19 protein-coding genes are annotated in these 25,065 nt (G+C 48.2%); 9 read left to right on the top strand and 10 right to left on the bottom strand.

From position 1 onward, the window contains the following. Window positions 1–109: 109 nt before the first annotated feature. The 3 genes from AC1XUF_RS27735 to AC1XUF_RS27725 all read right to left on the bottom strand — a co-directional run bounded on the left by AC1XUF_RS27735 (window position 110) and on the right by AC1XUF_RS27725 (window position 3,810). Window positions 110–1,543, bottom strand: coding sequence for an alanine/glycine:cation symporter family protein (locus tag AC1XUF_RS27735; protein WP_483345119.1), 1,434 nt, complete (start codon window positions 1,541–1,543; stop codon window positions 110–112). A 219-nt stretch (window positions 1,544–1,762) separates the two neighbouring features. Then, a complete protein-coding gene (locus AC1XUF_RS27730; RefSeq protein ID WP_483345118.1) occupies window positions 1,763–3,136 on the bottom strand; it encodes a sensor histidine kinase in 1,374 nt (457 codons plus the stop codon). Then, a complete protein-coding gene (locus AC1XUF_RS27725) occupies window positions 3,133–3,810 on the bottom strand; it encodes a response regulator transcription factor (RefSeq protein WP_483345117.1) in 678 nt (225 codons plus the stop codon). Before AC1XUF_RS27725 ends, AC1XUF_RS27730 begins: the two co-directional genes overlap by 4 nt. 180 nt (window positions 3,811–3,990) lie before the next feature. On the opposite strand from AC1XUF_RS27725, the gene AC1XUF_RS27720 reads away from it, so the two are divergent. From AC1XUF_RS27720 to AC1XUF_RS27700, 5 genes are all read left to right on the top strand, one after another. Beyond that, window positions 3,991–5,370, top strand: a complete 1,380-nt coding sequence (locus tag AC1XUF_RS27720) for a TolC family protein (protein ID WP_483345116.1) — start codon at window positions 3,991–3,993, stop codon at window positions 5,368–5,370. 11 nt (window positions 5,371–5,381) lie between these two features. Further along, window positions 5,382–8,579, top strand: a complete 3,198-nt coding sequence (locus tag AC1XUF_RS27715; RefSeq protein WP_483345115.1) for an efflux RND transporter permease subunit — start codon at window positions 5,382–5,384, stop codon at window positions 8,577–8,579. Beyond that, on the top strand, window positions 8,560–9,657 hold the full coding sequence (locus AC1XUF_RS27710) for an efflux RND transporter periplasmic adaptor subunit (RefSeq protein WP_483345114.1): 1,098 nt from the start codon (window positions 8,560–8,562) through the stop codon (window positions 9,655–9,657). The genes AC1XUF_RS27715 and AC1XUF_RS27710 overlap by 20 nt, the downstream gene beginning before the upstream one ends. Next, on the top strand, window positions 9,654–10,016 hold the full coding sequence (locus AC1XUF_RS27705) for a YidH family protein (protein ID WP_483345113.1): 363 nt from the start codon (window positions 9,654–9,656) through the stop codon (window positions 10,014–10,016). Before AC1XUF_RS27710 ends, AC1XUF_RS27705 begins: the two co-directional genes overlap by 4 nt. Window positions 10,017–10,155: 139 nt before the next feature. After that, window positions 10,156–10,611 (top strand): DUF305 domain-containing protein, encoded by a 456-nt coding sequence (locus tag AC1XUF_RS27700; RefSeq protein ID WP_483345112.1) that lies wholly within the window; start codon window positions 10,156–10,158, stop codon window positions 10,609–10,611. 18 nt (window positions 10,612–10,629) lie between these two features. On the opposite strand, the gene AC1XUF_RS27695 is transcribed toward AC1XUF_RS27700, so the two are convergent. Then, a complete protein-coding gene (locus tag AC1XUF_RS27695; RefSeq protein WP_483345111.1) occupies window positions 10,630–11,874 on the bottom strand; it encodes a cation:proton antiporter in 1,245 nt (414 codons plus the stop codon). A 38-nt stretch (window positions 11,875–11,912) separates the two neighbouring features. Next, window positions 11,913–12,977, bottom strand: coding sequence for a mechanosensitive ion channel family protein (locus AC1XUF_RS27690; protein ID WP_483345110.1), 1,065 nt, complete (start codon window positions 12,975–12,977; stop codon window positions 11,913–11,915). 35 nt (window positions 12,978–13,012) lie between these two features. Here AC1XUF_RS27690 and AC1XUF_RS27685 point away from each other — a divergent pair, with 35 nt between their 5' ends. After that, a complete protein-coding gene (locus AC1XUF_RS27685; protein WP_483345109.1) occupies window positions 13,013–13,174 on the top strand; it encodes a hypothetical protein in 162 nt (53 codons plus the stop codon). An 86-nt stretch (window positions 13,175–13,260) separates the two neighbouring features. Here AC1XUF_RS27685 and AC1XUF_RS27680 read toward each other — a convergent pair whose 3' ends face one another. The 5 genes from AC1XUF_RS27680 to AC1XUF_RS27660 all read right to left on the bottom strand — a co-directional run bounded on the left by AC1XUF_RS27680 (window position 13,261) and on the right by AC1XUF_RS27660 (window position 19,638). Then, on the bottom strand, window positions 13,261–14,580 hold the full coding sequence (locus AC1XUF_RS27680) for a DUF389 domain-containing protein (RefSeq protein WP_483345108.1): 1,320 nt from the start codon (window positions 14,578–14,580) through the stop codon (window positions 13,261–13,263). A gap of 6 nt (window positions 14,581–14,586) precedes the next feature. Continuing rightward, on the bottom strand, window positions 14,587–15,891 hold the full coding sequence (gene nhaA, locus AC1XUF_RS27675) for a Na+/H+ antiporter NhaA (protein ID WP_483345107.1): 1,305 nt from the start codon (window positions 15,889–15,891) through the stop codon (window positions 14,587–14,589). A gap of 37 nt (window positions 15,892–15,928) precedes the next feature. Next, the gene (locus AC1XUF_RS27670) at window positions 15,929–16,672 is read right to left on the bottom strand and encodes a PRC-barrel domain-containing protein (RefSeq protein WP_483345106.1); all 744 of its coding nucleotides are present in this window, start codon (window positions 16,670–16,672) and stop codon (window positions 15,929–15,931) included. A gap of 56 nt (window positions 16,673–16,728) precedes the next feature. After that, window positions 16,729–17,166, bottom strand: a complete 438-nt coding sequence (locus tag AC1XUF_RS27665; protein ID WP_483345105.1) for a hypothetical protein — start codon at window positions 17,164–17,166, stop codon at window positions 16,729–16,731. A gap of 69 nt (window positions 17,167–17,235) precedes the next feature. Next, entirely contained in the window at window positions 17,236–19,638 is a 2,403-nt protein-coding gene (locus AC1XUF_RS27660; RefSeq protein ID WP_483345104.1) for a TonB-dependent receptor domain-containing protein, read from the bottom strand. A gap of 437 nt (window positions 19,639–20,075) precedes the next feature. Between AC1XUF_RS27660 and AC1XUF_RS27655 the strand changes: the two genes are divergently transcribed. The 3 genes from AC1XUF_RS27655 to AC1XUF_RS27645 all read left to right on the top strand — a co-directional run bounded on the left by AC1XUF_RS27655 (window position 20,076) and on the right by AC1XUF_RS27645 (window position 25,010). Beyond that, window positions 20,076–20,492 carry a hypothetical protein gene (locus AC1XUF_RS27655; RefSeq protein ID WP_483345103.1) on the top strand — a complete coding sequence of 139 codons (417 nt, stop codon included), beginning with the start codon at window positions 20,076–20,078 and terminating at the stop codon, window positions 20,490–20,492. Window positions 20,493–20,675: 183 nt separating this feature from the next. Continuing rightward, window positions 20,676–21,827 carry an efflux RND transporter periplasmic adaptor subunit gene (locus AC1XUF_RS27650; protein WP_483345102.1) on the top strand — a complete coding sequence of 384 codons (1,152 nt, stop codon included), beginning with the start codon at window positions 20,676–20,678 and terminating at the stop codon, window positions 21,825–21,827. Between the two features lie 27 nt (window positions 21,828–21,854). Further along, window positions 21,855–25,010: an efflux RND transporter permease subunit gene (locus AC1XUF_RS27645; protein ID WP_483345101.1), complete on the top strand. Its 3,156-nt coding sequence runs from the start codon at window positions 21,855–21,857 to the stop codon at window positions 25,008–25,010. Window positions 25,011–25,065 lie beyond the last annotated feature (55 nt).

Below are 25,065 nucleotides of genomic sequence, written 5' to 3'. Positions count from 1 at the left end.
ATAGGCGGTCATCGCGTCTTATAATGGAATCACTCCCGAATGTTTTAGCAAAATCAGAAAGGAAATCGAATCACATTAACGGCTTGCTTAGTCCATCTCAAAGGTATTTCTAAGGATAGATTTCCGTCCACTCTTCCGTATTCTTAATCCCAAGTTCCTCAGGACGGAACACCGGGTCTTTGCCTTCGTCCTTTTGTTTCTGATAATCTTTTAATGCAAGCAAAGCCGGTTTGCGTAGCAGTAGGATGGCGACAATGTTCAGCCAAGCCATGAGCCCGACTCCGATATCGCCCACTGTCCAGGCGAGCTCGGCTGTTTTAATGGACCCGTAAAATGTTGCCGCCATGATCAGTAACCGCAATCCCCATAGAAAAACCTTTGAATCCTTTCCTTTGAGAAGATAACTAAGATTGGTCTCGGCGATATAATAGTAGGCCATCACGGTTGTAAACGCGAAAAATAACAGTGCAACCGCCACAAACCCGCTGCCCAGAGAAGGGAAATGCACATTAATGGCAGCCTGGGTAAAAGCAGATCCCATCGCCGCGCCCGGCAAGTGCTCGACCAGGAAACCACCAGCCGGGTTGGCCACATTATATTGACCGGTAAAAAGGATCATCAGCGCAGTAGCGGTGCAAACAAAAAGCGTATCCACATACACCGAAAATGCCTGCACCAATCCCTGTTTGGCGGGATGGCTGGTTTCGGCCGCTGCGGCCGCATGAGGGGCAGTGCCCTGCCCGGCCTCGTTAGAATAGACACCTCTTTTTACACCCCACAATACAGCCATTCCGAAAATGCCTCCAAATGCAGGTTCCAGATCGAATGCGGAGCGGAAAATAAGCGCGAATACCGATGGCACTTCTTTGATATTTAGCGCAATAACCACCAGGGCCATCAAGATATAGGCCCCCGCCATGAAAGGAACTACGAATTCGGCCACCTTTCCAATACGCTTCACGCCACCGAAAATGATCAAGCCCAATAGAATAGTAATGGTTGCTCCCGTGATTTCGACAGGAATTTCAAAAGCACTAAAAGCGCTTGTGGCAATGCTGTTGCTTTGCACGCCAGGCAAAAAAACCGCGGTGCTGAGGATGGTCGCGAATGCAAAAAGATTGGCGTACCATTTGATCCCCAAACCTTTTTCGATATAGTAAGCAGGGCCTCCGCGATATTGGCCGTCCTGCACGGTTTTGTAAATCTGCCCTAGCGTCGCTTCCACGTAGGCCGAAGCTGCGCCCAGGAATGCGATCGCCCACATCCAGAAAACCGCGCCGGGGCCGCCCATTGCAATGGCGGTGGCCACCCCGGCGATATTACCTGTGCCCACCCGGCCCGAAATGGCGATCGCAAATGCCTGAAATGACGAAACGCCGACCTCGGAAGCTTTCCCGCCAAACAACAGGGCCACCATATCTTTGATGTAGCGTACCTGCAAAAAACGGGTGACAAAAGAAAAATAAATGCCGGTTGCCAGACACAAACCTATCAGCGCATTGCTCCAAATAATATCATTTACAAAATTGACAACTTGCTCCATTTATTTTGAAATATCGATTGCTGTTAAAACTTTATATGGCCAATCCCAAATAAAGCGATTAACCTTCAAATTAGCCTTATCAGCTTGCAATGTTCCGGTGAAAACCCCGGATAAGACTATATTTGCCGATAGCAGTTAGTATTTCAAATTCGCTCAAATATGGCCAAAACCCCTCCGCTGTGCCGATGGTCGCAGCGCTATTGAAAAAAATGTTTCGACCTACCCCTCCAATGGTAACGCCGGTAGCTTCACCTCCATCGTCGTACCTGCATTGTTTTTAGATTTCACATGCAGCTGCCCGCCGTGCAGATCGACAATTTTTTTTGCCAATGTTAAGCCTAATCCAAACCCAGGCATGCCCCTCACATTACCGGCCCGCATCATTGGAAGGAATATATCATTTAGCTGTTCACTGGGGATACCGACGCCCTGATCCTGGATTTTGACAATGACCCACGAAAGCTCGTAATCCACCGACAGCCCGATGGGTCTTTGACCGGAGTATTTGCTGGCGTTGTCAAGAATATTTATCAGGGCAGTTCTGAGCAACGTAACATTTCCCACAATGCGGATACCTGAACTGTGCTCGGTAAAATTGTCGGTCAGTAAAAAGTTGATCTGCTGCCCCGGATACTTTTCTCCAAAATAACTGATCGTATCCAGCACGGTATCTACAATGTTAATATCTTCTTTTAAGCGATCAGATTGTAGCCCTTCTATCTCTGCCAAACGCAAAAGCGAATTAGCCAGATCAATAGCACCTTCCAACCTGACCAGTGCTTTTTCAACGCTTTGTTTGATATCGGGCAGGTTTTTATCGTAAGCCAGCGACGTTTCGAGGATGCCTTTTACAACCGTCAGCGGCGTGCGGATTTCATGGGAAGCGTAAGAAACAAAATGTTCCTGACTGAGGGCCAACCCCTGCAAGCGGCTCAGAAGTTCGTTAAACGAGCTGGCCAGGTAGGCCGCTTCGTCGCGCCGCGAACTGCCTGTCAGGCGAAATGAAAAATCGTTTACAGCCGCAGGGTTCATCTGACGGATCAATCCGTCGAATGGCCGCATGGCACTCCGGGCAAACCAAAAGCTGGCCAGGGAGACAATTAAAAGCAGGATTACATTGCCGGTGGCCAGGATAAACAGCAGGCTCTCGCTGGCCTGGATGCCGCTCACATCGTAAGCAGTAACCACCGAAACATATTTGTTGCCTTTGATATCGAATGATAGTGCGAGTCCTTCCTTGGGTCGTTTCCAGGTTTTTGCCTCGTATTCAAAATAAACCTCTTTTTCCCGCGCTTCGCGAAGTAATGCCGGGGTGAGCTTATGGTCTTTCTTTCCGGTGGATTCGTAAATAATCTTGTTTTGACTATCGATGATACATTCGTGTTGGTCGGGAAGCGTCAGGTAGTTGGAACGGTGAAATTCCAGGCGGTTCTGAAAGTAAAGTTGTCCGGCCAATGCCCTGCGCTGCAAGCGGGTACGCATCAGCGACTGGCGGTACGATTCGTAGGTTTGATATATAAAAATGGAAAACAGCAGCAGCAACGTGGCTACCAGTAATCCAAATCCAATGCTGATCCGCTGCTTGATGCTCATGGCTCAGCACCCAGTAAATATCCCACTCCAAAAACCGTGTGAAGCAGGCGAGGCTCTGTTTTATCGATTTTCCGGCGCAGATAATTCACATACACATCCACCACATTGGTATTGGTGTTGAAATGTACGTCCCAGACATTTTCCAGCAAGTCCACCCGGTTGATCACCTTGCCCTGATTGAGCATAAAATATTCCAGAAGCGCATATTCGCGCGCTGTGAGCTCAATCCTTTCACCGCCGCGCCATACGCGGTGTGAGTCCGTTTCAATTTCCAGGTCCAGCAGCAGCAAGCGTTTCGGCCGGGGCGCTCGGGAAGGGTGCCTGCGGGCCAGTGCACGGAGGCGGAACATGAGCTCTTTGAATGCAAAAGGCTTGGATAAATAATCGTCGGCCCCGGCTTCAAAACCCAGCACCTTATTGTCCAGGCTACCCAGCGCAGTAAGCATGATCACGGGCACAGCGGGCCAGTTTTGTTTGATAAACCGGCACAAATCGTAACCGTTCAGACCGGGCAAATTGACATCCAGCACCACCACGTCGAACATGTTTTCATTGACCATACTCCGACCGATCACCCCGTCGAAAGCCACGGAAACGGTGACCCCTTCGGATTGTAACCCTTTTTGGATGAATTGGGTCAGTTCGAGATCATCTTCAACAACGAGAACATTCATGGTCGTTTCTGTGCGCTTTTTCTTTTGGTAAAATTAAGGATCAATGTCAAAACCGACTCAAAAAAGCGGCCTTCTCACCAAATTCTAATAACCTTCTCAGTACCTTCTAATCAGGTGCCTGCTTATTTTGATGCTGAGCAAAAGCGACTGCCGTCATCAGCGCCAAAGATGAGCAAAACCATGAACCGCATCCTATTCCTGACCCTTTTCATTTTTATCATCCTTTACCGGAACTTGCCGGCAGCGGCGCAACCCCTGAGCATGGAAGGTGCCGTGGAGGCGACCATCAACCATTATCCCACGCTGGCGGCACAGCGGTCTGCCCTGGAAGCTTTACGGGCCAACTTACAGGTTTTGCATGACAACCGGCTTCCCAATGTCCGCCTGCATGACCAGGTGAATTTGGGTACCGCCAACGGACTTTCGGGATCCTATTTTTCGATGGGGCTTATCGTGCCGACATCTGGCGGCAGAAGGCCCGAAAATTCCAGTGACCTGGCTTCGGGCAATATTGCGCTGGCTACCGCAGATTGGGAAGTTTACAATTTCGGGCGTTTTGGGGCTGAAAACAAGCTGGCCCAGGCCGATATCGCAGTCGGCGAGGCCGGGCTGGAACGGGAACAGTTTGCGCTCAGGCAAGCTGTGATCAAAACTTACCTGGATTTGGTCTGGCTCAGTCAAAGCCTTAAAATCGAGCAGCAAAACCTGGCACGTGTCGATACCGTCCGGCGGGTGATCAACAACCTGGTGCAAAACGGGATCCGCCCGGGACTCGATTCCTCGCTGGCTTCGGTGGAACTGTCGCGGGCCAAGTTGGCCTACTACCAAATGCAGGAAGAATACCGAAAAGCCAATGTTCAGCTGGCGACATTAACCGGCCGGCCGGCAACCGGGTTGTTGATTGACACTACATTTAATGCGGCGCTACTCCTTGGTGAGCCGGTGACAGCGACCATACTGAGTGATCATCCGCTGCTGAAATACCGCAATAAACTATTGACCCGCCAAAATGCAGAGATTGAAATGATCCGTAAATCGGCGCTTCCCAGGATTTCGCTTCTCACTTCGGTGTGGGCCAGGGGCACAAGCCTGGATATCGATAATAATTTTGGCCCAATCGGGCAGGGATTGGGTTACAGCCGCAGCAACTTTCTGCTGGGCATTGCAGCGACGGTCAATCTAACTGATTTCAAAAGGGCGAAAACCCGCTCCACACAGCAGCAGTGGCGCATCCGGGAAGCAGCCAGTCTCTTGAATGTGGAGCAGCTGCAACTTCAAAACACATTGACCATGGCAGATTCGGTGATGTCCTCGATCAGGCTATCGTTGCAGGAATTGCCTGTCACCTTGCGCTCTGCGAACCTGGCCTATCAGCAGCGCATGTCACTTTACAACAACGGCATTGAAAACATCCTGGGCATTACCGATGCATTGCAACTATTGACCCGGGTCGAAAAACAGGTGATCGATGTCCAGCGCAGGGCTGTGGAAGTCCGCCTGCAGAAAGCCTACGCAACCAGCAATTTCGACCCATTTTTTGCCCTTTTCAGACGACAGTAACCCGATCTAATATGCTATCTGCCTCATTAAAACGTCCTGTATCCGTGATGGTGCTCATTGCAGGGCTTGTTGTCTTTTCGATCATGTCGGCTACCCGGATCCCGATCGACATTTTCCCCCGGCTTAATTCGCCTGTGATCTACGTGATCGAGCCGTACGGCGGGATGTCGCCTGCTCAGATGGAGGGTTTTTTCGCGACCCGTATGCAGGACCAGTTCCTCTACATTGGCGGGATTAAAGAGATTTCCAGCAAAAGTGTCCAGGGGTTGACGGTCGTAAAACTTTCATTTTACGAAGGCAGCGATATGGCGCAGGCGGCGGCGGAAGTCGCGATCCAAGTTAACCGCGCCATGAAATTCTTCCCTCCCGGCGCATTGCCTCCCCAGGTAGTACGTTACGATGCTTCCTCAGTTCCCATTGGCGATTTGGTTTTTAGCAGTAAAACACGCGCATTAAAGGAAATTCACGAGCTGGCCGTCACCCGGATCAGGCCTTTGTTTTCAACAGTTCCTGGTCTTACGGCCCCGCCGCCGATCGGGACCAATTCCCGCACGATTGTCATTAACCTTGATCCCCAGAAAGTACGCAGCCTGAACATTTCTCCCGATGAAGTCGTAGAAGCGCTCGCAGCCAATAATGCGATGACTCCCTCCGGAAATATCCGGATTGGCAATAAATCTTACATTACCACACTGAATTCACTGGAAGAAAAGGTGTCTGATTTCGGTCAGATTGCCGTGGTCAATGACGGGCACCGGACGGTTTTTTTGCGGGATTTGGGCACGGTGACAGATGGTTCGGACGTAACAGCCGGATATGCTTTGGTCAACGGGAACCGCTCTTCCTATATTCCGGTTGTAAAAACTGCTGATGCCTCTACGTGGGATGTCGTCACCGCATTAAAAGCAAAACTGCCTGAAATGCGTAGCCTGTTGCCCGATGATATCCAGGTCAATTATGAATTCGACCAATCTGTTTTTGTAATTAATTCTGTCAAAAGCCTGCTGTTTGAAGGAGGACTTGGCGCGATCCTTACAGGACTGATGGTGCTGCTTTTTCTGGGCGACTGGCGCTCTTCCCTCATCGTTATCATCACCATCCCTGTCTCTATCATTGCCGCAGTGCTGATGCTGAGCCTGGCTGGTCAGACAATCAACATCATGACCCTGTCGGGCTTGGCGCTGGCCATCGGCGTACTGGTAGATCAGGCGACGGTGACGATTGAGAATATTCACCAGCATTTGGAAATGGGCAAGCCCAAAAAGCAGGCGATCTACGATGCCTGTAAGGAAGTTGCCCTTCCGCTGCTGCTGATCCTGCTTTGTATCATAGCCGTTTTTGCCCCCTCATTTATTATGTCGGGCGTGCCCAGGGCCATGTTCCTGCCGCTTTCGCTCTCGATCGGATTTGCGATGACAATCTCTTATTTTCTTGCTCAAAGCTTGGTGCCAGTCCTGGCCAACTGGATGCTGAAAGATCATCAGCATGGTGAAACACCTCAAACAGAAACGAAGGTTACGTTTTTTGACAAAGTTCGGAATGGCTTTATGGGCCAAAATCAAAGGCTGGTAAAAAGTAACAAACTGATGGTTTGGATTTACCTGATTGTCATTTTTGCGCTGGCTGCGGGAGGGTTTGTCTGGATCGGGAAAGATATGCTTCCTCAGCTCAATAGCGGACAAATGGTGATCCGCATGAAAATGCCCGACGGTACACGGCTTGAAAGAACGGAAGAAAAAGTAAGCGAACTACTGGCGCTGGTTGACCAGGCATCCGATAATCACCTGGCTATTTCATCCGCCTACGTCGGCGTAGTCCCAACTAACTATGCGACTTCCAACTTATATGTAAGTACCAGCGGCCCAAACGATGCGGTGATTAAAGTCGGCCTCGACCCGGAATACAAAACCAATATGCAGGATTTGAAAGAACATATCCGTGAATTGGTTTCGGAGCAAATGCCTGACATCACCTTATCCTTTGAACCCGCCGACCTGACCGAAAAGCTCATGAGTGGCGGCGCATTTACACCTATTGAAGTGCAGGTAGCAGGCCGGGATATGAAAGAAATTGAAGGTTATGCCAACAAATTGGTCAAAGGACTTGCGCAACAAGATCACCTGCGCGATGTCCGAATCATTCAGCCGCTCAAATTTCCTGTTATTGACATTAAACTCGACCGGCAGAAGCTGGCTACGATGGGATTGAGCTTGCAACAAACGGCCCGGTCGATCACCGCATCCACTTCGTCCAGCCGGTACACGGAGAAAAACCAGTGGCTGGACCAAAAGGCGGCTTATACCTATCAGGTGCAAGTCCAGATCCCGGAATATGCGATGCGCAACCTGGCGCAATTGCAGGAAATCCCACTGGTGGCAGGCCAGGCACGTCCTGTGCTGGGAGATGTGGCGACCTTTTCATTGGACACGCTTCCGGGAGAATACGCGCGGATCGGGCCGCGAAGGTTCGTGACGGTTTCAGCTAACATTCACCACCAGGATTTAGGAACCGCAACCCGCTCGGTGGAAAAAGTAATTGCCGGATTAGGGGAAACGCCGAAGGGACTGGTTACGCAGGTTAAAGGGATGTCGTCACTGCTGACCGAGACGCTGGACAGCTTGCAGCTCGGACTTGGCATCGCCATTGTCGTTATTTTTCTGCTATTGGCAGCTAATTATCAATCCTTCAAACTTTCCCTGGTTATTCTTTCGACGGTGCCCGCCGTGATCGTGGGTTCAATTTCCCTTTTGCTGCTGACGGGCAGCACACTAAACCTGCAATCTTATATGGGTATCATTATGTCAACCGGGATTTCCGTGGCCAATGCCATCCTCATCGTAACCAATGCTGAAAGGCTGCGTTGGGAATACCGTGATGTGCGGAAAGCCGCATTGGAAAGCGCAAGTTTAAGGCTCAGGCCGGTTTTGATGACCAGCTTTGCCATGGTTGCGGGTATGGTACCGATGGCATTAGGGACCGGAGAAGCCGGGGAGCAGGTGGCCCCGCTAGGCCGTGCAGTGATTGGCGGACTGATCGCCTCGACGCTCGCCGCCCTGTACATCGTGCCACAGGTGTATGTGTTTTTACAAAATAAAACAGCTTATAAAGATCCGTCATTGTTACCAGGCGACGATACCATTTTAAATTCTTCCGATTTACATGTTACTGCCAGCTCAGACCAAACTTCCTATGAAAAACATATCATATAATTGCCTGGCCTTCTTCATCGGGCTTGGCATGCTCAGCGGTTGTTCCTCCTCGGAATCGGCCGAAACTAAGACCAGTAAGAAAAGCGCGGTCAATGCTGCCAGGGTTGTCAAATACGGAGAGGTCAGTACGCAGAAAGTCGGTCAGCATGTGCAGTTACCCGGAGAATTCAAAGCTTTTCAGGAAGTCAGCATTTATCCCAAGGCTGACGGTTTTGTGCAAAAAGTGCTCGTCGACCGCGGCAGCAATGTGCATACCGGACAGGTACTGATGGTGCTCGAAGCGCCGGAAACCGAGGAACAATTGGTAGCAGCTCGCTCCAATTATCTAAAAGCTAAAGCAATGCTGGTTGCCAGTCAGGAGCATTATAAGAGGCTCAAAGCCAGCAGCAGTATCCGGGGCTCGGTATCTGCGCTCGACCTGGAAAGTGCCCATGCTAAAATGATGGCCGACAGTGCCGCGGCGATGGGCGAGCAGGCCAACTTTGGCGCCTTGACCAAAATTAAATCTTACCTGGTTGTCCGTGCGCCTTTTGATGGTGTGATCACTGAGCGGAATGTGCATCCGGGTGCGCTGGTTGGTTCCGGCGTGCGTCTACAAGGCCCGATGCTGATGCTGCAGCAGCAAAACCGGCTTCGGTTGGTGGTAGATGTGCCCGAAACGTACAGCGTTGGTTTGAAGCAGGGAAAGGAAGTGACATTCACGGTCAATGCGATGCCCGGAAAGGAATTTAAAGGAAAAATTACCCGCCGCTCCGGTAACATGAACGAAAAATTCCGGTCGGAAACCTTAGAAATTGACGTAAACAATACTTCTTCTGCTATCAAGCCCGGCATGTTTGCAGAGGTGGTTTTTGAGCCGGATGGTAGCCAGGGCTCGCTCACTGTGCCCAGCTCGGCGATTGTCACTTCCACGGAAGGTCAGTATGTGATCAGGGCGAACGCGGGGAAAGCGGAATTTGTTGACGTGCGGAAAGGAATGCAATCGGATGATGTAACAGAAGTCTTCGGTGCGCTGCGCCAAGGCGACAAAATCATCATTAATCCACGTGACGATATGAAAAACGGGGCATCGATATGAACAATGCGGGCGACCATCTGGCCAATGAACGGACTTTTCTGGCCTGGATCCGAACGAGTATCGGCATTATGGGATTTGGCTTTGTGGTCGTAAAATTCTCCTTGTTTGTAAGGCAGATCACGGCGGTTCTTGGACATAAAGCAGAAGTTCCAAGTACCGGCTATTCACCTGTGATTGGTATTTTGCTGGTTGGGCTGGGTGCTTTTATAACATTGTTTGCATACATCCGCTACCTGAATACCAAAAAGTTGCTCGAAAGCGGCCAGTATTATCACTCGACCCTATTGATCAAATTAATGACCGTTTCCATCTTTTTGATCAGTCTTCTTTTGATTGTTTATTTGATAAAGACAACTTAGGCAGTAGACAAACAGTTTATCAAACGCTTATAGCATGAAAAGGAGCCTTAAAAGCTCTCCATTTTTAGAGGGTCGGCGATTCAGATTTGATTGTTGACTGTAATATTTAATTCTTCAGGCGAACAAAACTCCGGCCATTATGAAAAACAATAACTATCCAAAGTTCTTTGCCATGCTCTCGGTTTCATTCGTGATCATGTATGCAGTGATGTTTCTTAATGTAGACAGCGTAGACCATATCTATCTAAGCCTTACCCGCTTTTACATGACCCTGCTGATGATCTCACCGATGGCGCTGACCATGTTGCTTTTTATGCCAGGGATGTATCCTGACAAAAAAAGCAATACCGCCATTTATGTGGGGAGTATCCTGATCTTTATTTCAGCCTTGGCTTTGTTGCGAAATCAGATACCCATCGGAGACGAGCAATACATGAAGGCCATGATACCCCATCATTCCTCGGCCATCATGACGAGCAGCGCGGCCGATATTAAAGATCCGGAAGTAAGGAAGCTTGCTGATGGCATTATTGAATCCCAGAAAAAGGAAATTGCTCAGATGAAGGCGATTCTTGATCGTATGGAAAAAGAATAGCATGACATTAACGGGACTCTATTTTGCTTTTTCCGTCAGCTTTCGGATCAGTGGCTCTATCGTAAAGCCCTGCACAAGGATCGAGAAAAGAACGATCACAAAAGTGACCGATACAATGATATTCTTGTATGGGTCAGGCGGAAGCGACAGCGCCAATGCAATAGAAATTCCACCGCGCAGGCCACCCCAGGTCATGATTTTCAGTGTTCCTGGCCCGAGTTGCCTGATAAATCTGAAGACGGTTGCAGTAAAATAAAGGGTGACATACCGCGCCACGACGATCATGATTGCCGTAACCAGCCCAATAACCACGTAACTAACCTCAAAAGAGACCACAACGATTTCCAAGCCAATCAACATGAACAGTATGGCGTTCAGGATCTCATCGGTAACCTCCCAGAATTTGCCCAGGTAATCTCTCGTCACATCGCTCATCGCCAGCGCTTTACCTCTGTTTCCAGTCATGATACCCGCTACAACCATTGCCAATGGACCAGATACATGCAGATAATGGCACAATGAATATCCTCCCATGACCATCGCCAGGGAAATCAGGATCTCAGTTTGGAAATGGTCGATCGACTTCATCAGACGGTAACCGACAAAACCTATCGCGGCCCCGGCCATGACGCCTCCCACAGCCTCCTGAAGAAACAACAGACTGATGTCGGCAGCGCCAAAATTTTCAATGCCCACCGATGCGATCTGTAAGAGCGTTGCAAAGATCACCACGCCGATGCCGTCATTAAAAAGCGACTCGCCGACAATATTGGTCTCGACCGTTTTTGACAAGTTTGCTTTTTTTAAAATACCCATGACGGCAATGGGGTCGGTAGGCGAAATGAGTGCTCCGAGCAGTAGACAAAAAACGATCGGCACCGGCTTGTCGAAAAGTAGCATCAGGTAATGAAAACCATACCCTACAATAAAAGTCGAAAGTACCGTTCCGACCACGGCAAAACTCGCAATGCTTTTTGCCGACTTCTTCAGATCATCCAGGCTGACATGCAGTGAACCGGCAAAAAGAAGAAAGCTGAGTAGGATCCCCAGAAGAAACTCCGAAAAATCAATCAGCTTCAGTTCGTTTTCCACCACAGTAGCAAACCCGCTGGAAAAATGACCTAGTGCGATCACCCCCAATGCTGCAACTGTCCCCATCAACATCAGGCTTATCCCCGAGGGCAACTTGAAAACCCGGACATTGATGTACGAGAACAGGGCAGCCAGTGAGATCAGGATCGAAAAAAGTACAAATAATTCCATGGAGGCGCGTTGGTTTGATTTACGGCAAAATACGGGTTTTACTTGATATGCGCATTCTCCAGCTGCATCATCAAAGTCTGCGTTGGATAAGCAAACTCGATGCCCCGTTCTTCAAAAGCCTGGAATATGTCAAGGTAAATGGCCTGCTGCTTGTCCATATAAAAATTATAGTCAGCGTCGAGAACGTAATAGACTATCTCAAAATTCAGACTAAAATCACCATATCCTGAAAAATGCGCCCGATCGAAAGTGATATAGGGTTTAGACTGAATAATTGCTCTGATGATGCCAGGAATTTCCGAGAGCAGTTCGTGGGAGGTTTGATAAGTCACCCCCAGGTTGAACAAAATCCTTCTTTTCTGCAACCTTTTGTAGTTATGTAGCCGGGAATTGGTAAGGTCCGTATTAGAGCAAACAAGTTGTTCGCCGCCCAATGTCCTGATACGTGTTGTTTTGATCCCGATGTATTCCACCACACCCGATTTGTCTTCTATGACAATAAAATCCCCGATTTCAAATGGCCGGTCGAAAAAGATTACAAAATAGCTGAAAAGATCCCCAAGAATGGTCTGCGCTGCCAGAGCGATTGCTATACCACCTATACCAAGTCCCGCGATGAGCGAAGTTACATTATAGCCCAGGTTATCGATCATAAAGATGATCCCAAAAATCCAGATCACGATATTGACGATCAGGATCAGACCACTGGCCTGCTTTTCCTTGGCTTCACTGTTTTCCTGCGTTCGAATAAAAGAGAAAACAAACTTTCGAAAAGCTGAACTTAGAATCCGTAATACAAAAAAAGTGATGGCTACCAGAAATACAATGTGCGCAATAATGCTGACCTGGCCTGGAAGTACCAGAGTTGATAATACAAAGTACACGCTACCTATGTAAAAGGCCGGCACAACTGATTTCTCAATCATATCGACCAGATAATTGTCCCAGGTCGTAGCGGTTTTCAGAGACCAGGCTTTTGCCCTTAAAATGACTATGGACCTGAAAAATCGTATTAGAATGAATAAAGCTGCGAGAATTGAAATGGCAATGAGCCAGGACATAACGGTATTGCCGAGAAAGAGAGTGTTAGGAAAGTTACTCATTATGATTAGCTTTTGCAGATCCAGAGCGATCTGACATGGAACAAAGGATTCACACCACGTCTGGGTGGAATAAAGGGCACAAAATCCAGATTGAGTTGATCAGGTTCTCGCTGATCGTGATGTTGGGCAAAACGCCCGGGCGGATATTGCAGTTGATACCAAGCCTGTACAGGTCCTACGAATTTGCCGAAGCGTGATAGCTGATATTAACCACAAGGTACAAAAAATGAGGCAGAGAGACAAACGCATCCCTCCCGTTGAAATGTTATGCCCCGTTTTTTAGCTAAAAAGTCGATTTTTCGACATATAGTTTTATAGAATCGCTTTTCAGCCGGACTTTTAGCCAATTATTGATGCGGGAAATGTCCCGGGTGGTTTTCCTGGGATTTTTGCTACCCAGTACCACGACTGTATAATATTTCGTTCGGCTGGAATCCGTATAGAAAATCTGTCTGTCGGCCGAACAATAACTTACCTCGGGAAACAGTGGCTTCATTTCCCTGTAAAGCGGGCTGCCGGTTTTTTTTATTGTAGCGACACTGTCCTGTTTCCGGATATTAAGACTCAGTTCTGACTTGAGGCGGTTAATCTCAGCTTGGTACCGCTCTGCCTGCGTCAGATCTTTTGTCACATCGCTGATAGAAAAGCCCTGTTGAATGACCAATGTAGCTTTGTGAAGCCCGTATATGTTCTTCCTTTTTAATAGTCGCTTTTTTTCCGGCTCATCGATTGTTTTCCCGCCATAAATAAGCTTGATCTCTCTTTTAGCGGGATCCAGTTCATTTTTTAAAAGATAGTCCCCTTCGATATAGCCTTCATTTGCAATAAAATTATTGGCATTTTGGATGAACGTTTCCTTCTGCACCAGCAGATATCCATAATATATACTGGGTATGGTGGTAACAAGAACAATGAAGGTAACCCAGCGGTTTGCCATTCGTTTCTGGTCTTCATCTGCCGAATTGCGGATCGGATAGCGAAGTAAGCGGACTGCAATCAGCGTTGCGCTACCGATAAACACCGTATTGATCGCCAGCAGATACATCGCACCAAAAAGAAAGCCCCAATTCCCGGTAGCCAGCCCATAACCTGCTGTACACAAAGGTGGCATCAGTGCTGTGGCGATGGCTACACCCGGTATTACATTTCCCTTGTTTTTACTCGAAATGGCTACAATCCCGGCCAAACCGCCGATCAGGGCGATAATTACATCATAAATACTTGGCTGTGTACGCGCCAGCAGTTCCGAATGTGCCTGGTAGATGGGCGTGACAAAAAAATAGGCGGCCGAAGTGAGCAGTCCTGCTATAACGGCAAACAGATAGTTGACAAATGCCTTTTTAAATAGGGCAAAATCGTACGTTGCGATACTGTAACCCATACCCAAAATCGGCCCCATCAACGGCGAGATCAGCATGGCGCCAATGATAACTGCGGTAGAATTGACATTCAGGCCGACGGATGCGATGAAGATGGCGAAAATAAGGATCCAAAGATTGGTACCGCGAAATTCAATGCCACTCTCTACAATGTCATGAATGACAGCGTAATCCTCCCGCTCTGTAGAAATGTCAAACCTTTTGAGGATGTTATTGATGCCCATGTAAAATCAGGATTGGATCGTTTTCAGGAAGGTGATGCCCGATATCCCGGCAATTAGTGAGGCAAGCAATATACCATATTTTGATTGATCGATCATCTCCGCATGGTCAAAAGCCAGGCCCGTAATGAAAAGAGACATCGTAAACCCTACTCCGGCCAGCATGGCAACACCGACGATATGTGCCCACGTGGCACGGTCGGGCAGGTCCGAAAACCTGGTTCGCACCATAAGCCATGTGAACCCCAAGACTCCTATAAACTTTCCTATCAGCAGTCCGAAAGCTACACCTGCGCTGACAGGGTTCATCAGCGAAGAAAAAAAGTCGGAACCGATATCCATAACGGCATTGGAAAGGGCAAACAAAGGCATGATCACAAAGGCGACCCAGGGGTGCAATGAATATTCCACTTTTTGCAGCGGTGTTTCGGCGTCCATGCTGATCCGCTTGATCTTTTCGATGGTCAGATGCTGTTCGCTTGTGGTGAGCGACCCGTTTTGCGGGATCGCCTTTTCAAAGTCGGTTGTATATTCCCGGATATTTCGAACATAGTCCTTTTCATTGATCTTCGTTCGGGCAGGCATCGTGAATGCGACCAGTACCCCGGCGATCGTGGCATGTACACCTGAGAAAAGAAATCCTGCCCAAACCGCGATGCCGATAATCAGGTAAAAGAGAATCCCCCTCACCCCCATCAGGTTCCCGATCATCAGTACTGCGAGCAGAATGCCGGCAATCACCAGCGGTACAAATGCGATGTGCGCTGTATAAAAGAATGCAATGACCAACACTGCACCCAAATCGTCGGCAACGGCCAGGGCTGAAAGAAATACTTTCACCGAACCAGGGATATGATTCCCGGCCATCGACAGTAGGGCCAGAGCAAAAGCAATATCGGTTGCCATCGGTATTCCCCATCCTCCCTGCGAATCCAAACCACGGTTCAGTATAAAATAAATAAGCGCAGGAACCAGCATCCCACCCAGTGCCGCCATCATGGGTAACAAAGCTTTTTTGAGGCTGGACAACTCCCCTGCCATAAACTCCCTTTTCAATTCCAGCCCGATCACAAAAAAGAAAATGGCCATCAGCCCATCGTTAATCCAGATATGTAGAGGCTGGTTGAACACATATCCGGAAAATCCCACCATCAACCTCATCTCCCAAAGGTGATGATAGGATTCTCCCCAGGGTGAATTCACCCAAATGATGGCTATGATAACGCAAACAAACAGAATGATTCCGCCGGTGAATTCCTGGTGGATAAACCTGCTCACGGGTTTTAAAATTTGGTCAATGGGAGAGTTGGCCATTCTACGGATATTTAGTAATCACTAAAAGTTTACTCATTTAAAGTACGAGTCTGCCGTAGTAATCCCGAAGATTGGTCTCGTAGACCTCATTTACCGGTTCGGCAGGATCGTAAGGCGGACTATTTTTAACCGAATCTACCGTAACATTTACACTTACTTTTGATGTGGACCAAATAATTTCCGAAATCCAGGCGGGCGACATTAGTATTTTTTTCCCCGAAAACCAGCCGCCTGTTTCAACCACTAAAAATTCTATTTTCCAGCCTTCGGTATTAACAATGTAATCGACAACCTGGCCAAGCTCTCCGTCCGTAGCATGGATCTGGTATCCTTTTACCTTGTCGGTGCTGCGCAGATGCTCGTCAGGCAGCAATCCTTTTTTCTCCCTTTCTTCTTCAAGGGCGGCTTTAACCGATTCGGACAAAGGCATAAGACTTCCCATGGAGCCCGTTCCCGGACCCCAATAGATGTGCCAGGGAAAATGGCTGTAAAGTTTCATTTCTTCCTGGCGGGAAACAGGTTTATCAGTGTCAATATCGGGGCTTTTCTTGATCTGCTCGAGCGAGAGATTCGTAGGGAACACCCCGTTTCCCCACACCGGTTCCAAAAGTGCCTCCGTTGAAATCAGTACCTTTCTGCCCGACAGCCAGCCGCCCGTCTTCACGACCAGATAACGGACTGTCCAGGTATCGTCGTCAAAATAAAGCTCCTCTACTTCTCCTATTTCCCCATCGGTCGCGCCGAGTGAAAATCCCGTAAAACTTTTAAGGCTTCGTTTCATGATTGATTGTGTTTAGTTTATTGGATGATTCATTTGTTGTTCAATGTCAGCTGTGCCTAATGTGTCGTCAGCACAACCTGCCCTTCCGGATAAGGGATATCCGCAGCGCGTTCAGCCGTGATGAAAAAGTCCCGGGGTTCGAAGATGGTAACTGTTTCCAGATCACTTTTTAACCCTTTCGAAAAAATGCCATGTTTGCTTTTTAACTGCCCCAGATTCTTGATCCCATTGTTTTCTGTGTCCGCCCACAAGACATATGTGTTCCTTGATTCCACCAGCCTTTCCGGCGGTGACAGGTGACGAATCGAGAGGTCGACGGCATAATTGTCATTTTTATCTTTTTTAACTTTTACACTTCCCTGCGCTGCGGGAACAATAGCAGAGTCCTTGAAAACAAGCTTTCGGGAACAAGATGTTGCAGCCAGGGCAAGGATCAAGCATACCGACAAGACTAGCTTTTGACAGCCTTTTACAGAAATTGATTCGCTTTTCATTTGCGGTTTTTAGTTGATGAATTTGAAATTGAACATTGATTATTAAACATGATGGCTAAGAAGCAGGACTCAACTTTCATCCCCTGAATCCCCGTCATTTCCTCGCTCCCTTTCCTTGGACCTGTTGAGCCGGTAAGAAAAAGTAACCAGAAACTGCCGTGCCCTCCATTGGAACTCGGATTTGGAATAGTATCCTGCGCTTTCGACAATCCGGCGCTGTTTTCGGGTATTGAGCAAGTCCCTCACGCTGGCCGTCACAGTGCCACGACCGTTCAGTATGTCCCTGGAAAGCCCCAGGTCGATAGAATATTGCGCAAGGTCGCGGCCCTGGGTCGTTTTCCTCGGCGCACGGTAGTTAACCGATGACTGGAAATCCACATTGTTAAAAACTGTGATTTTGGAAGACACCCGGCTTGTCCAGGAATAAGTATCACTACTGAGCACTTTGTCCTGATAAACCCCCTCATTGATCGCCCTGAATATATTTGCGTTGGCAGTCCATTTCCACCATGCGAATGGGTCATACGTTAGGTTAAACTCAAATCCATAGGAATCGCCCGTCGATAAATTGATTGGCGTTATCCTCGTAAATCCGGTGGAATCTACGGAAGTGATATGTTCGACCACGCCAAGACGGTGCCGGTAATAAATGCTGGACAACAATGTCCCTTTTTCCATATTCAGCAAATGCCCGGCCTCAAATGAGTGGGTATATTCAGGGTTCAGAAGCGGGTTCCCCGCTCTGAAAACACGTGAATCGCTGAAATTGGAGAAGGGCAAAAGGTCCCGGAAGCCGGGGCGGCTCAGCCGGTAACTGTAGCTGAGCTGCAATGTTTGGGCATCCTGCAATTTGTAAGACATGTGCAGGCTTGGAAACAGGTTGAAATATTTCCTGTGGTTGGTCAGCTTTGTCTTTTTAAGTTCGGTTAAAATATCAGAATACTCACCCCGCAATCCGGCCTGTACGAAAAACTTTCCGAACTGATTGCTTGCCATCACATAACCCGCATGGATTTTTTCGTCATAGGCAAGCCGGTTATCGAAATCGGGCAAAATAATCCAGTCACCCGCCTGATCCTGCTGATGCACCGAGAAATCATTGTCCAGCAGCCGGATCGAACTTTTAAGCCCGGTTTCCAGCTTACCGTTCGCTCCGAAAGGCTGTATGTAGTCCAGCTGGAAAAGGATATTTTTTTCATCCTCGGTGTTGAATGACCGCTGCACGATGCCCGCCTGCTCCCCCATTGTACTCTCATTGAACCTGGATGCCTCGGTTTCGTCACTGACGATATATTTGGCCGTAAATGCCAGGCTTTGTCCCTTTCGCTCAAAGGTTTTGTTATAATTCAAAGCAGCTTCCAGATTATTCCGGGGCTCTTTTTCCCTTTCCGTACGAATTACAGTTTTTGTTAAATTGTTATTGAAATCAAAGTCGCGGTATTCAAGTCTTGTATCATTCGTATTTCGGGATTTTCTGTACGACAATGTTCCGGTCAGCGTATTGCGGTTATTGAGAAAATAATCCATTCCAACCATGAAACTATTGGAATAGCCGCTCCTGCTCCTGTTGTTGTCCTGCTCATATACAAAACTGGTATCTGCGCTATTGTAAACCTGCCTGGAAGTCCCGCGCCCAGGACCATTTCGATATATATTACCGTAGCTGGCCATCAAGTTTACCTTCTTTTTCCGATAGTTGATATTGAAAGATCCTCCAAAGTTGGATGGATACCCCGCCGTGCCGGTGAAAGATCCGTTAAGACCGTACCGGATATTTTTTTTCATGACAATGTTAAGTATCCCTACTTCTCCTTCTGCATCATACCGGGAAGATGGGTTGGTAATGATCTCGATACTTTCGATCAGGTCGCCCGGGATTTGACGGAGCGCTTCCGCAGGGTTCATACCGACCATTCCTGATTGCTTTCCGTCAATCAAAATCCGAACGTTCCCACTTCCACGTAATGCTACATTGCCGTCCACGTCTACGGTTACTGATGGCATGTTGTTCAGAATGTCGGAAGCATTGCTGCCAACATTGGTCAGGTCCTTACCGACATTAAAAACACGCTTGTCGAGCTGTAATTCCATCTGGCTTTTTTCCCCTCTCACAACGAGTTCTTTTAATTGCTTTGCGTCGGCGGCTAATGTTACAGGTCCGATATTTACATCCTGATTATCAACGACTATATTGGGAACAATTTTCTCATTGAGGCCTAAATAGGATATTTTGAGGAAATATTTTCCAGGTTCAGCTGACACGGAAAAATGACCTGTTTCATCAGAAACCCCACCGCCGATAAGCGACGAATCCAGAGATGAATGAAGTTCCACATTAGCAAAAAGAACGGGTTGTTTATCGGTTTCAACGAGTACGCCTCGTATGGACAAACCCGGGGTTACTTCGTCCTGTGCAATTATTCGCGTGTATGGGAAGAGTAAAAGGAACGTGATGAAATAGCAAATTTTCATGAGGTGATACGATTTAAATAAGCCAGTCAAATGAGCGATGTCATTCGGGGTATTTTGAAGAAATAGGAAAATAGGATCAAAAAATGACCGGGAGGTTTAACAGGACACCAACTCTTTAGTCCTAAAATCCGTAAAACATCGCGCCAGCCCCTGCAAAAACTACAAAGGCAAAAAGCATGCGTGATGCAAGTTGTTTTGAAAAATGGTCCCATGAAAACCATATAATAAAACCAAGATTTGCGGCCATATGCTGCCAAAAAGCGCTGTTCAATCCTCCTGACTTTCGCCTTGATTAACATTCATTAACAGAGGAAAACTTGAAATTCACCTCAAAAACCCCTATGTTTGGCTACCGATAGTTTTACCCGCACCCATAAAATCATATTCGCATCATTTTTGATAGTATGATTTTTCAATGACTGAATAAAATCAGTATCATGGCAAAAAGAACCTTTATATACTTCCTGCTAATCTTTCATCTCGTTGCTTCTGCGTCGTATGCTGAGCACAAAAGCGGAAAAACCAAGCCGAAGTTTAAGCGTTTCTATTTTGTACCTCGTCCCGCGCCATCGGAGGCCCAACTCGAACTTTTACGGATAAAGAAGTTAGTACAAAAGAGCAGGCCAATCGTTCGTGTAGACAAAGCGAAGTGGAAGGAAGACTTGACCAGGCTGCTCCGCCATAGCTATTCCAGTTACACTTTTCCTACACTGTCGGCATATATTCCTGCAGGCATTTCTCTCTCAGCATTGAGAGCTATCCATGTATTTGCTGTTTCTGTACCTTCACGTCCCGATCGGGTCGTGCATCTTCCCGGCTATTACAGCTTTCTTCACCGTCTTTGCCCTTTTTAGCATTTCTCATTTTTCTTTCCCGGTAGTACTCTGTCCGTGTGATCTTCGCAAGTCTTTTCGACATGCTGAAATTTTGCGGAGACCAGCTAACCTGTAACATTATACGTTACGGTACATCTTGTGTTTCCACTTGCTGCGATCAGTGTATTCCCGCCTCCTTTTTATTCATTATTCCAAAAATTTATGAGAAACCTAATTTGGGCGACCCTGTCGGCCCTTTGTATCATTAGTTATGGCTGTACTTCAAACGGCGAACGTCTCAGCGATACCCAAGACAGTATCCGGACAATCCCGGTTCTTCAACTATCTCCCTCAAAGACAGACCTTCACCGAGAGTACGTAGCCGATATCCAGGCAGTCCGCAACGTGGAGATATATGCCCGCGTGCGTGGTTACCTGGAAAAAGTGTATGTAGATGAAGGGAAGGAAGTGAGAAAAGGTCAGGTCCTTTTTCGTATTAACAATGAGGAATATGAGGCACAGCTGGCCAAAGCAAAAGCCAATCTTCAGAATGCGATCGCCGACGCAAAAGGCGCAGAGCTGGAACTGAAAAGGGTGAAGCTGCTGGTAGAGAAAAACGTGATCTCGAAGACGGAAGTGGAAGTGGCCGACGCCAAACTGGCCGCCGCCAATGCGAAGATTGAAGAAGCCCGTTCCGAAAAATCCAATGCGGCCATTCAGCTGGCCAGGACCGAGATCAAAGCGCCTTTTGATGGCATGATCGACCGGATTCCGCACCGGATGGGAAGCCTTATCAATGATGGGACGCTGCTCACTACCATTTCCGATACCAAGTCCGTATACGCTTACTTCAATGTTTCCGAAAATGAATATCTCGAGTATGTAAAAACAAGGGGTAAAGCGCACAACGAAAAGGCCATCGTAGAGCTGGAACTTGCGGACGGCTCTTTTTTCAAACAAAAAGGCGTCATCGAAACCATGGAAGGTGCATTCGACGAAGGCACCGGCTCCATCGCGTTCAGGGCGCGTTTTACAAACCCGCAAAAGCTGCTTAAACATGGTTCAACCGGCACGATACGGCTGACCAATACCATTGAAAATGCGATCCTGATACCCCAGAAAGCTGCATTCGAGATTCAGGATAAAAATTTCGTATACGTACTGGGTAAGGACAATAAGATCAAAACGCGCAGTTTCGTGCCTCAATCCCGGTTATCAGGATATTATGTAGTGAGCTCTGGTTTGGAGCCAGGCGAAACCATTGTGTGTGAGGGACTTCAGGGACTGAAAGACGGCGCTACAATTAAGCCGAAATTAACGGCTCCCGGTCATTTCAAAGTGCCTGCCGCCAAAGCTGCTTTGACTGTGCGATAGGATTTTCTTCAACCTGAACTTAACATCATGTTTCAAAAATTTATAGAGCGCCCGGTACTATCACTGGTGATCTCCATTTTTATCACATTACTGGGGCTACTGGCTGTCGTTGATCTCCCGGTGTCCCAGTTCCCCGATATCGTACCTCCTTCAGTAGTGGTTACCGCCACCTACACGGGGGCCAATTCCGAAGTTTGCGTGGACGCCGTCGCCGTGCCTTTGGAAAAAGCCATCAATGGTGTTCCCGGCATGACTTACATGACATCGGTTTCCGGCAATGACGGGGTTACCACCATCACCATTTCCTTCAATGTGGGTGTCGATCCTGACCTGGCGGCCGTGAATGTGCAAAACCGCGTGCAAACTGTGATTGACGAGCTTCCCGAGGAAGTGATCAAGGCTGGGGTGACCACCGAAAAGGAGGTTAACAGCATGCTGATGTACCTGGATATCATGAGCTCGGATTCGTCGGTGGCAGAAGATTTCGTTTACAACTTTGCGGATATCAATGTCCTGAAAGAACTCAAAAGGATCGATGGCGTCGGACGGGCGCAGATCATGGGCAGCAAGGATTATTCCATGCGGGTTTGGCTCAAACCCGACCGTATGAACAGTTACAATGTCTCCGCCGATGAAGTAGTGCAAGCAATCCGCGGCCAGAACGTAGTAGCTGCGCCGGGCAAAACTGGTGTTAGCTCAGGACGTGAAGTACAGGCATTACAATATGTTTTAAAGTACACCGGAAAACTCTTCGAACCGGCGCAATATGAAAACATTGTGCTGCGCTCGAATCCAGACGGTTCCATGCTGAAACTGAAAGATGTGGCGGATGTAGAATTTGGGACCCTTGATTACGATGTCGCTTCCAAGTCTAACGGCAAGCCCTCGGCATCCATCATGATCAAGCAGAGGCCGGGATCTAATGCACAAGAGGTTATCGAAAATATCAAGACGAAAGTAGCAGAGCTGAAAGCCACCAGTTTCCCGCCGGGCATGGACTACTTTGTCTCCTATGACGTTTCGCGTTTCCTGGATGCGTCAATCCATGAAGTCATACGCACCCTGATCGAGGCATTTATCCTGGTAATCATTATTGTTTATCTGTTCCTTCAGGATTTCCGGTCAACGGTTATACCGGCGCTGGCGGTACCGGTTGCATTGGTCGGCACCTTCGCATTTATGCAGCTTTTCGGCTTTTCAATCAACCTCCTGACCCTTTTTGCGCTGGTGCTGGCCATTGGTATCGTCGTCGATAATGCGATTGTGGTGGTGGAAGCCGTGCACGCAAAAATGGCGGAGAAACATCTAAATGCCAGGGAAGCTACGACGGAAGCGATGAAGGAAATGAGTGGGGCAATTATCGCAATTACACTGGTCATGTCCGCCGTATTTGTTCCGGTAGCGTTTATGTCCGGTCCGGTCGGGATTTTTTACCGGCAGTTCTCGATCACCCTGGCTATCTCGATTGTGATTTCCGGTATCAATGCCTTGACATTGACACCCGCGCTCTGCGCTTTGATGCTGAAAAATTCACATGGAAAGCCGGCAAAAAATACGCTGCTAGACCGCTTTTTCAGAGGATTTAATAACGGCTATGATGGGGTTTCAAAAGGATACCGTAAACTGCTCTCCGCTATTGTGAGCAGGAGAGTGATCACAATCGGACTCCTTCTTGCATTCTGCATCGGGACTTATGGCATCAACACGGTCTTACCCACGGGCTTTATTCCAACGGAGGACCAGGGTGTCATCAATGTAAATGTCACTACGCCGGTAGCTTCCACGGTGGAGCGAACAGAGGCTGTACTCGATGAGATCCAGAAGGTAGCACAATCCCTTGGACCAGTTGAGTCTGTCTCGACATTGTCGGGCTATAGCCTGATCACCGAATCGTCCGGGTCTTCTTACGGCATGGCGATGATCAATCTAAAACCGTGGGACCAAAGAAAAGCCTCCGTGAAGGATATTATTGCCGAGCTTCAAACAAAAACAAGGTATATAACCGACGCCGACATTCAGTTCTTCCCGCCGCCGACCGTGCCGGGTTTCGGTAATTCCAGCGGATTCGAGCTGCGGGTGCAAGACCGCACTGGAAGTGATGATCTGCAGAAAACGGCAGAAATCACCAATCAATTTGTAAAAGACCTGATGGCCTCACCAGAGATTTCACTCGCCTTTAGCAGTTTCGACGCCAGCTTTCCGCAATATATGATCCATGTCGATGCGGATATCGCCGCCAAAAAGGGGGTGTCGGTCGATGTTGCCATGAGCACGCTGCAAACCCTGATCGGGAGTTTTTACGCCTCCAACTTTATCCGGTTTGGCCAGATGTACAAGGTAATGGTGCAGGCCGACCCGAGTTTTCGCAGAAACCCGGAAGACATATTAAAACTATATGTAAAAAATAACCGCGGGGAAATGGTGCCGTTTTCGACCTTCATCCGATTGGAGCGGGTTTACGGGCCGGAGCTGCTGACGAGGTACAATATGTACACCTCTGCAATGATCAATGGCGATGCCGCACCGGGATACAGCAGCGGCGACGCGATCAACGCAGTAGAGCGCATTGCGGCGACCAGTCTACCCAGAGGCTTTACCTATGATTGGTCGGGGATGACGCGCGAGGAGATCTTGTCCGGCAACCAGGCGATCTATATTTTCGGTATCTGTCTGATTTTCGTTTATCTGCTTCTTGCAGCGCAATATGAAAGCTTTCTGCTGCCTTTACCTGTGATCCTCTCGCTTCCGACCGGTGTTTTCGGTGCATTTCTAGCATTGAAGTTATTGGGTCTGGAAAACAACATTTATGCTCAGGTGTCTCTGGTCATGCTAATTGGTTTGCTGGGAAAAAATGCGATCCTGATTGTCGAGTACGCGATCATTCGCCAAAAGGAAGGCCGCTCCGTGATCGAAGCCGTACTGGAAGGGGCCACTGAAAGATTACGTCCGATTTTAATGACTTCTTTCGCTTTCGTCGCAGGACTGATCCCGCTGGTGATGGCCTCAGGGGCAGGTGCCGTGGGCAACCGTTCGATTGGAACTGCTGCAGCCGGAGGGATGCTGATCGGGACGCTCTTTGGGGTTATCATTATCCCTGGCTTATACGTGCTTTTTGCCAGAAACGCCAAAAGGAAACCCGTTATCCAACCTGTCACGGAAGAAGAAGAAATAAGCCTGAACTAATCGATTATTACAAAAGCAGCCTGGACTTCGGGGAAAGGCTGCTTTATTCAAAATA

Source organism: Dyadobacter sp. HNCC25DJ185 (genome assembly GCF_056895195.1).
This window is presented reverse-complemented; position numbering and strand designations above follow the sequence as displayed.

Bases quoted from the DNA above. Each gene is read 5' to 3' on its own strand.
- AC1XUF_RS27735 (WP_483345119.1), bottom strand. From the start codon at position 1,543: ATGGAGCAAGTTGTCAATTTTGTAAATGATATTATTTGGAGCAATGCG.
- AC1XUF_RS27730 (WP_483345118.1), bottom strand. From the start codon at position 3,136: ATGAGCATCAAGCAGCGGATCAGCATTGGATTTGGATTACTGGTAGCC.
- AC1XUF_RS27725 (WP_483345117.1), bottom strand. From the start codon at position 3,810: ATGAATGTTCTCGTTGTTGAAGATGATCTCGAACTGACCCAATTCATC.
- AC1XUF_RS27720 (WP_483345116.1), top strand. From the start codon at position 3,991: ATGAACCGCATCCTATTCCTGACCCTTTTCATTTTTATCATCCTTTAC.
- AC1XUF_RS27715 (WP_483345115.1), top strand. From the start codon at position 5,382: ATGCTATCTGCCTCATTAAAACGTCCTGTATCCGTGATGGTGCTCATT.
- AC1XUF_RS27710 (WP_483345114.1), top strand. From the start codon at position 8,560: ATGAAAAACATATCATATAATTGCCTGGCCTTCTTCATCGGGCTTGGC.
- AC1XUF_RS27705 (WP_483345113.1), top strand. From the start codon at position 9,654: ATGAACAATGCGGGCGACCATCTGGCCAATGAACGGACTTTTCTGGCC.
- AC1XUF_RS27700 (WP_483345112.1), top strand. From the start codon at position 10,156: ATGAAAAACAATAACTATCCAAAGTTCTTTGCCATGCTCTCGGTTTCA.
- AC1XUF_RS27695 (WP_483345111.1), bottom strand. From the start codon at position 11,874: ATGGAATTATTTGTACTTTTTTCGATCCTGATCTCACTGGCTGCCCTG.
- AC1XUF_RS27690 (WP_483345110.1), bottom strand. From the start codon at position 12,977: ATGAGTAACTTTCCTAACACTCTCTTTCTCGGCAATACCGTTATGTCC.
- AC1XUF_RS27685 (WP_483345109.1), top strand. From the start codon at position 13,013: ATGGAACAAAGGATTCACACCACGTCTGGGTGGAATAAAGGGCACAAA.
- AC1XUF_RS27680 (WP_483345108.1), bottom strand. From the start codon at position 14,580: ATGGGCATCAATAACATCCTCAAAAGGTTTGACATTTCTACAGAGCGG.
- nhaA (WP_483345107.1), bottom strand. From the start codon at position 15,891: ATGGCCAACTCTCCCATTGACCAAATTTTAAAACCCGTGAGCAGGTTT.
- AC1XUF_RS27670 (WP_483345106.1), bottom strand. From the start codon at position 16,672: ATGAAACGAAGCCTTAAAAGTTTTACGGGATTTTCACTCGGCGCGACC.
- AC1XUF_RS27665 (WP_483345105.1), bottom strand. From the start codon at position 17,166: ATGAAAAGCGAATCAATTTCTGTAAAAGGCTGTCAAAAGCTAGTCTTG.
- AC1XUF_RS27660 (WP_483345104.1), bottom strand. From the start codon at position 19,638: ATGAAAATTTGCTATTTCATCACGTTCCTTTTACTCTTCCCATACACG.
- AC1XUF_RS27655 (WP_483345103.1), top strand. From the start codon at position 20,076: ATGGCAAAAAGAACCTTTATATACTTCCTGCTAATCTTTCATCTCGTT.
- AC1XUF_RS27650 (WP_483345102.1), top strand. From the start codon at position 20,676: ATGAGAAACCTAATTTGGGCGACCCTGTCGGCCCTTTGTATCATTAGT.
- AC1XUF_RS27645 (WP_483345101.1), top strand. From the start codon at position 21,855: ATGTTTCAAAAATTTATAGAGCGCCCGGTACTATCACTGGTGATCTCC.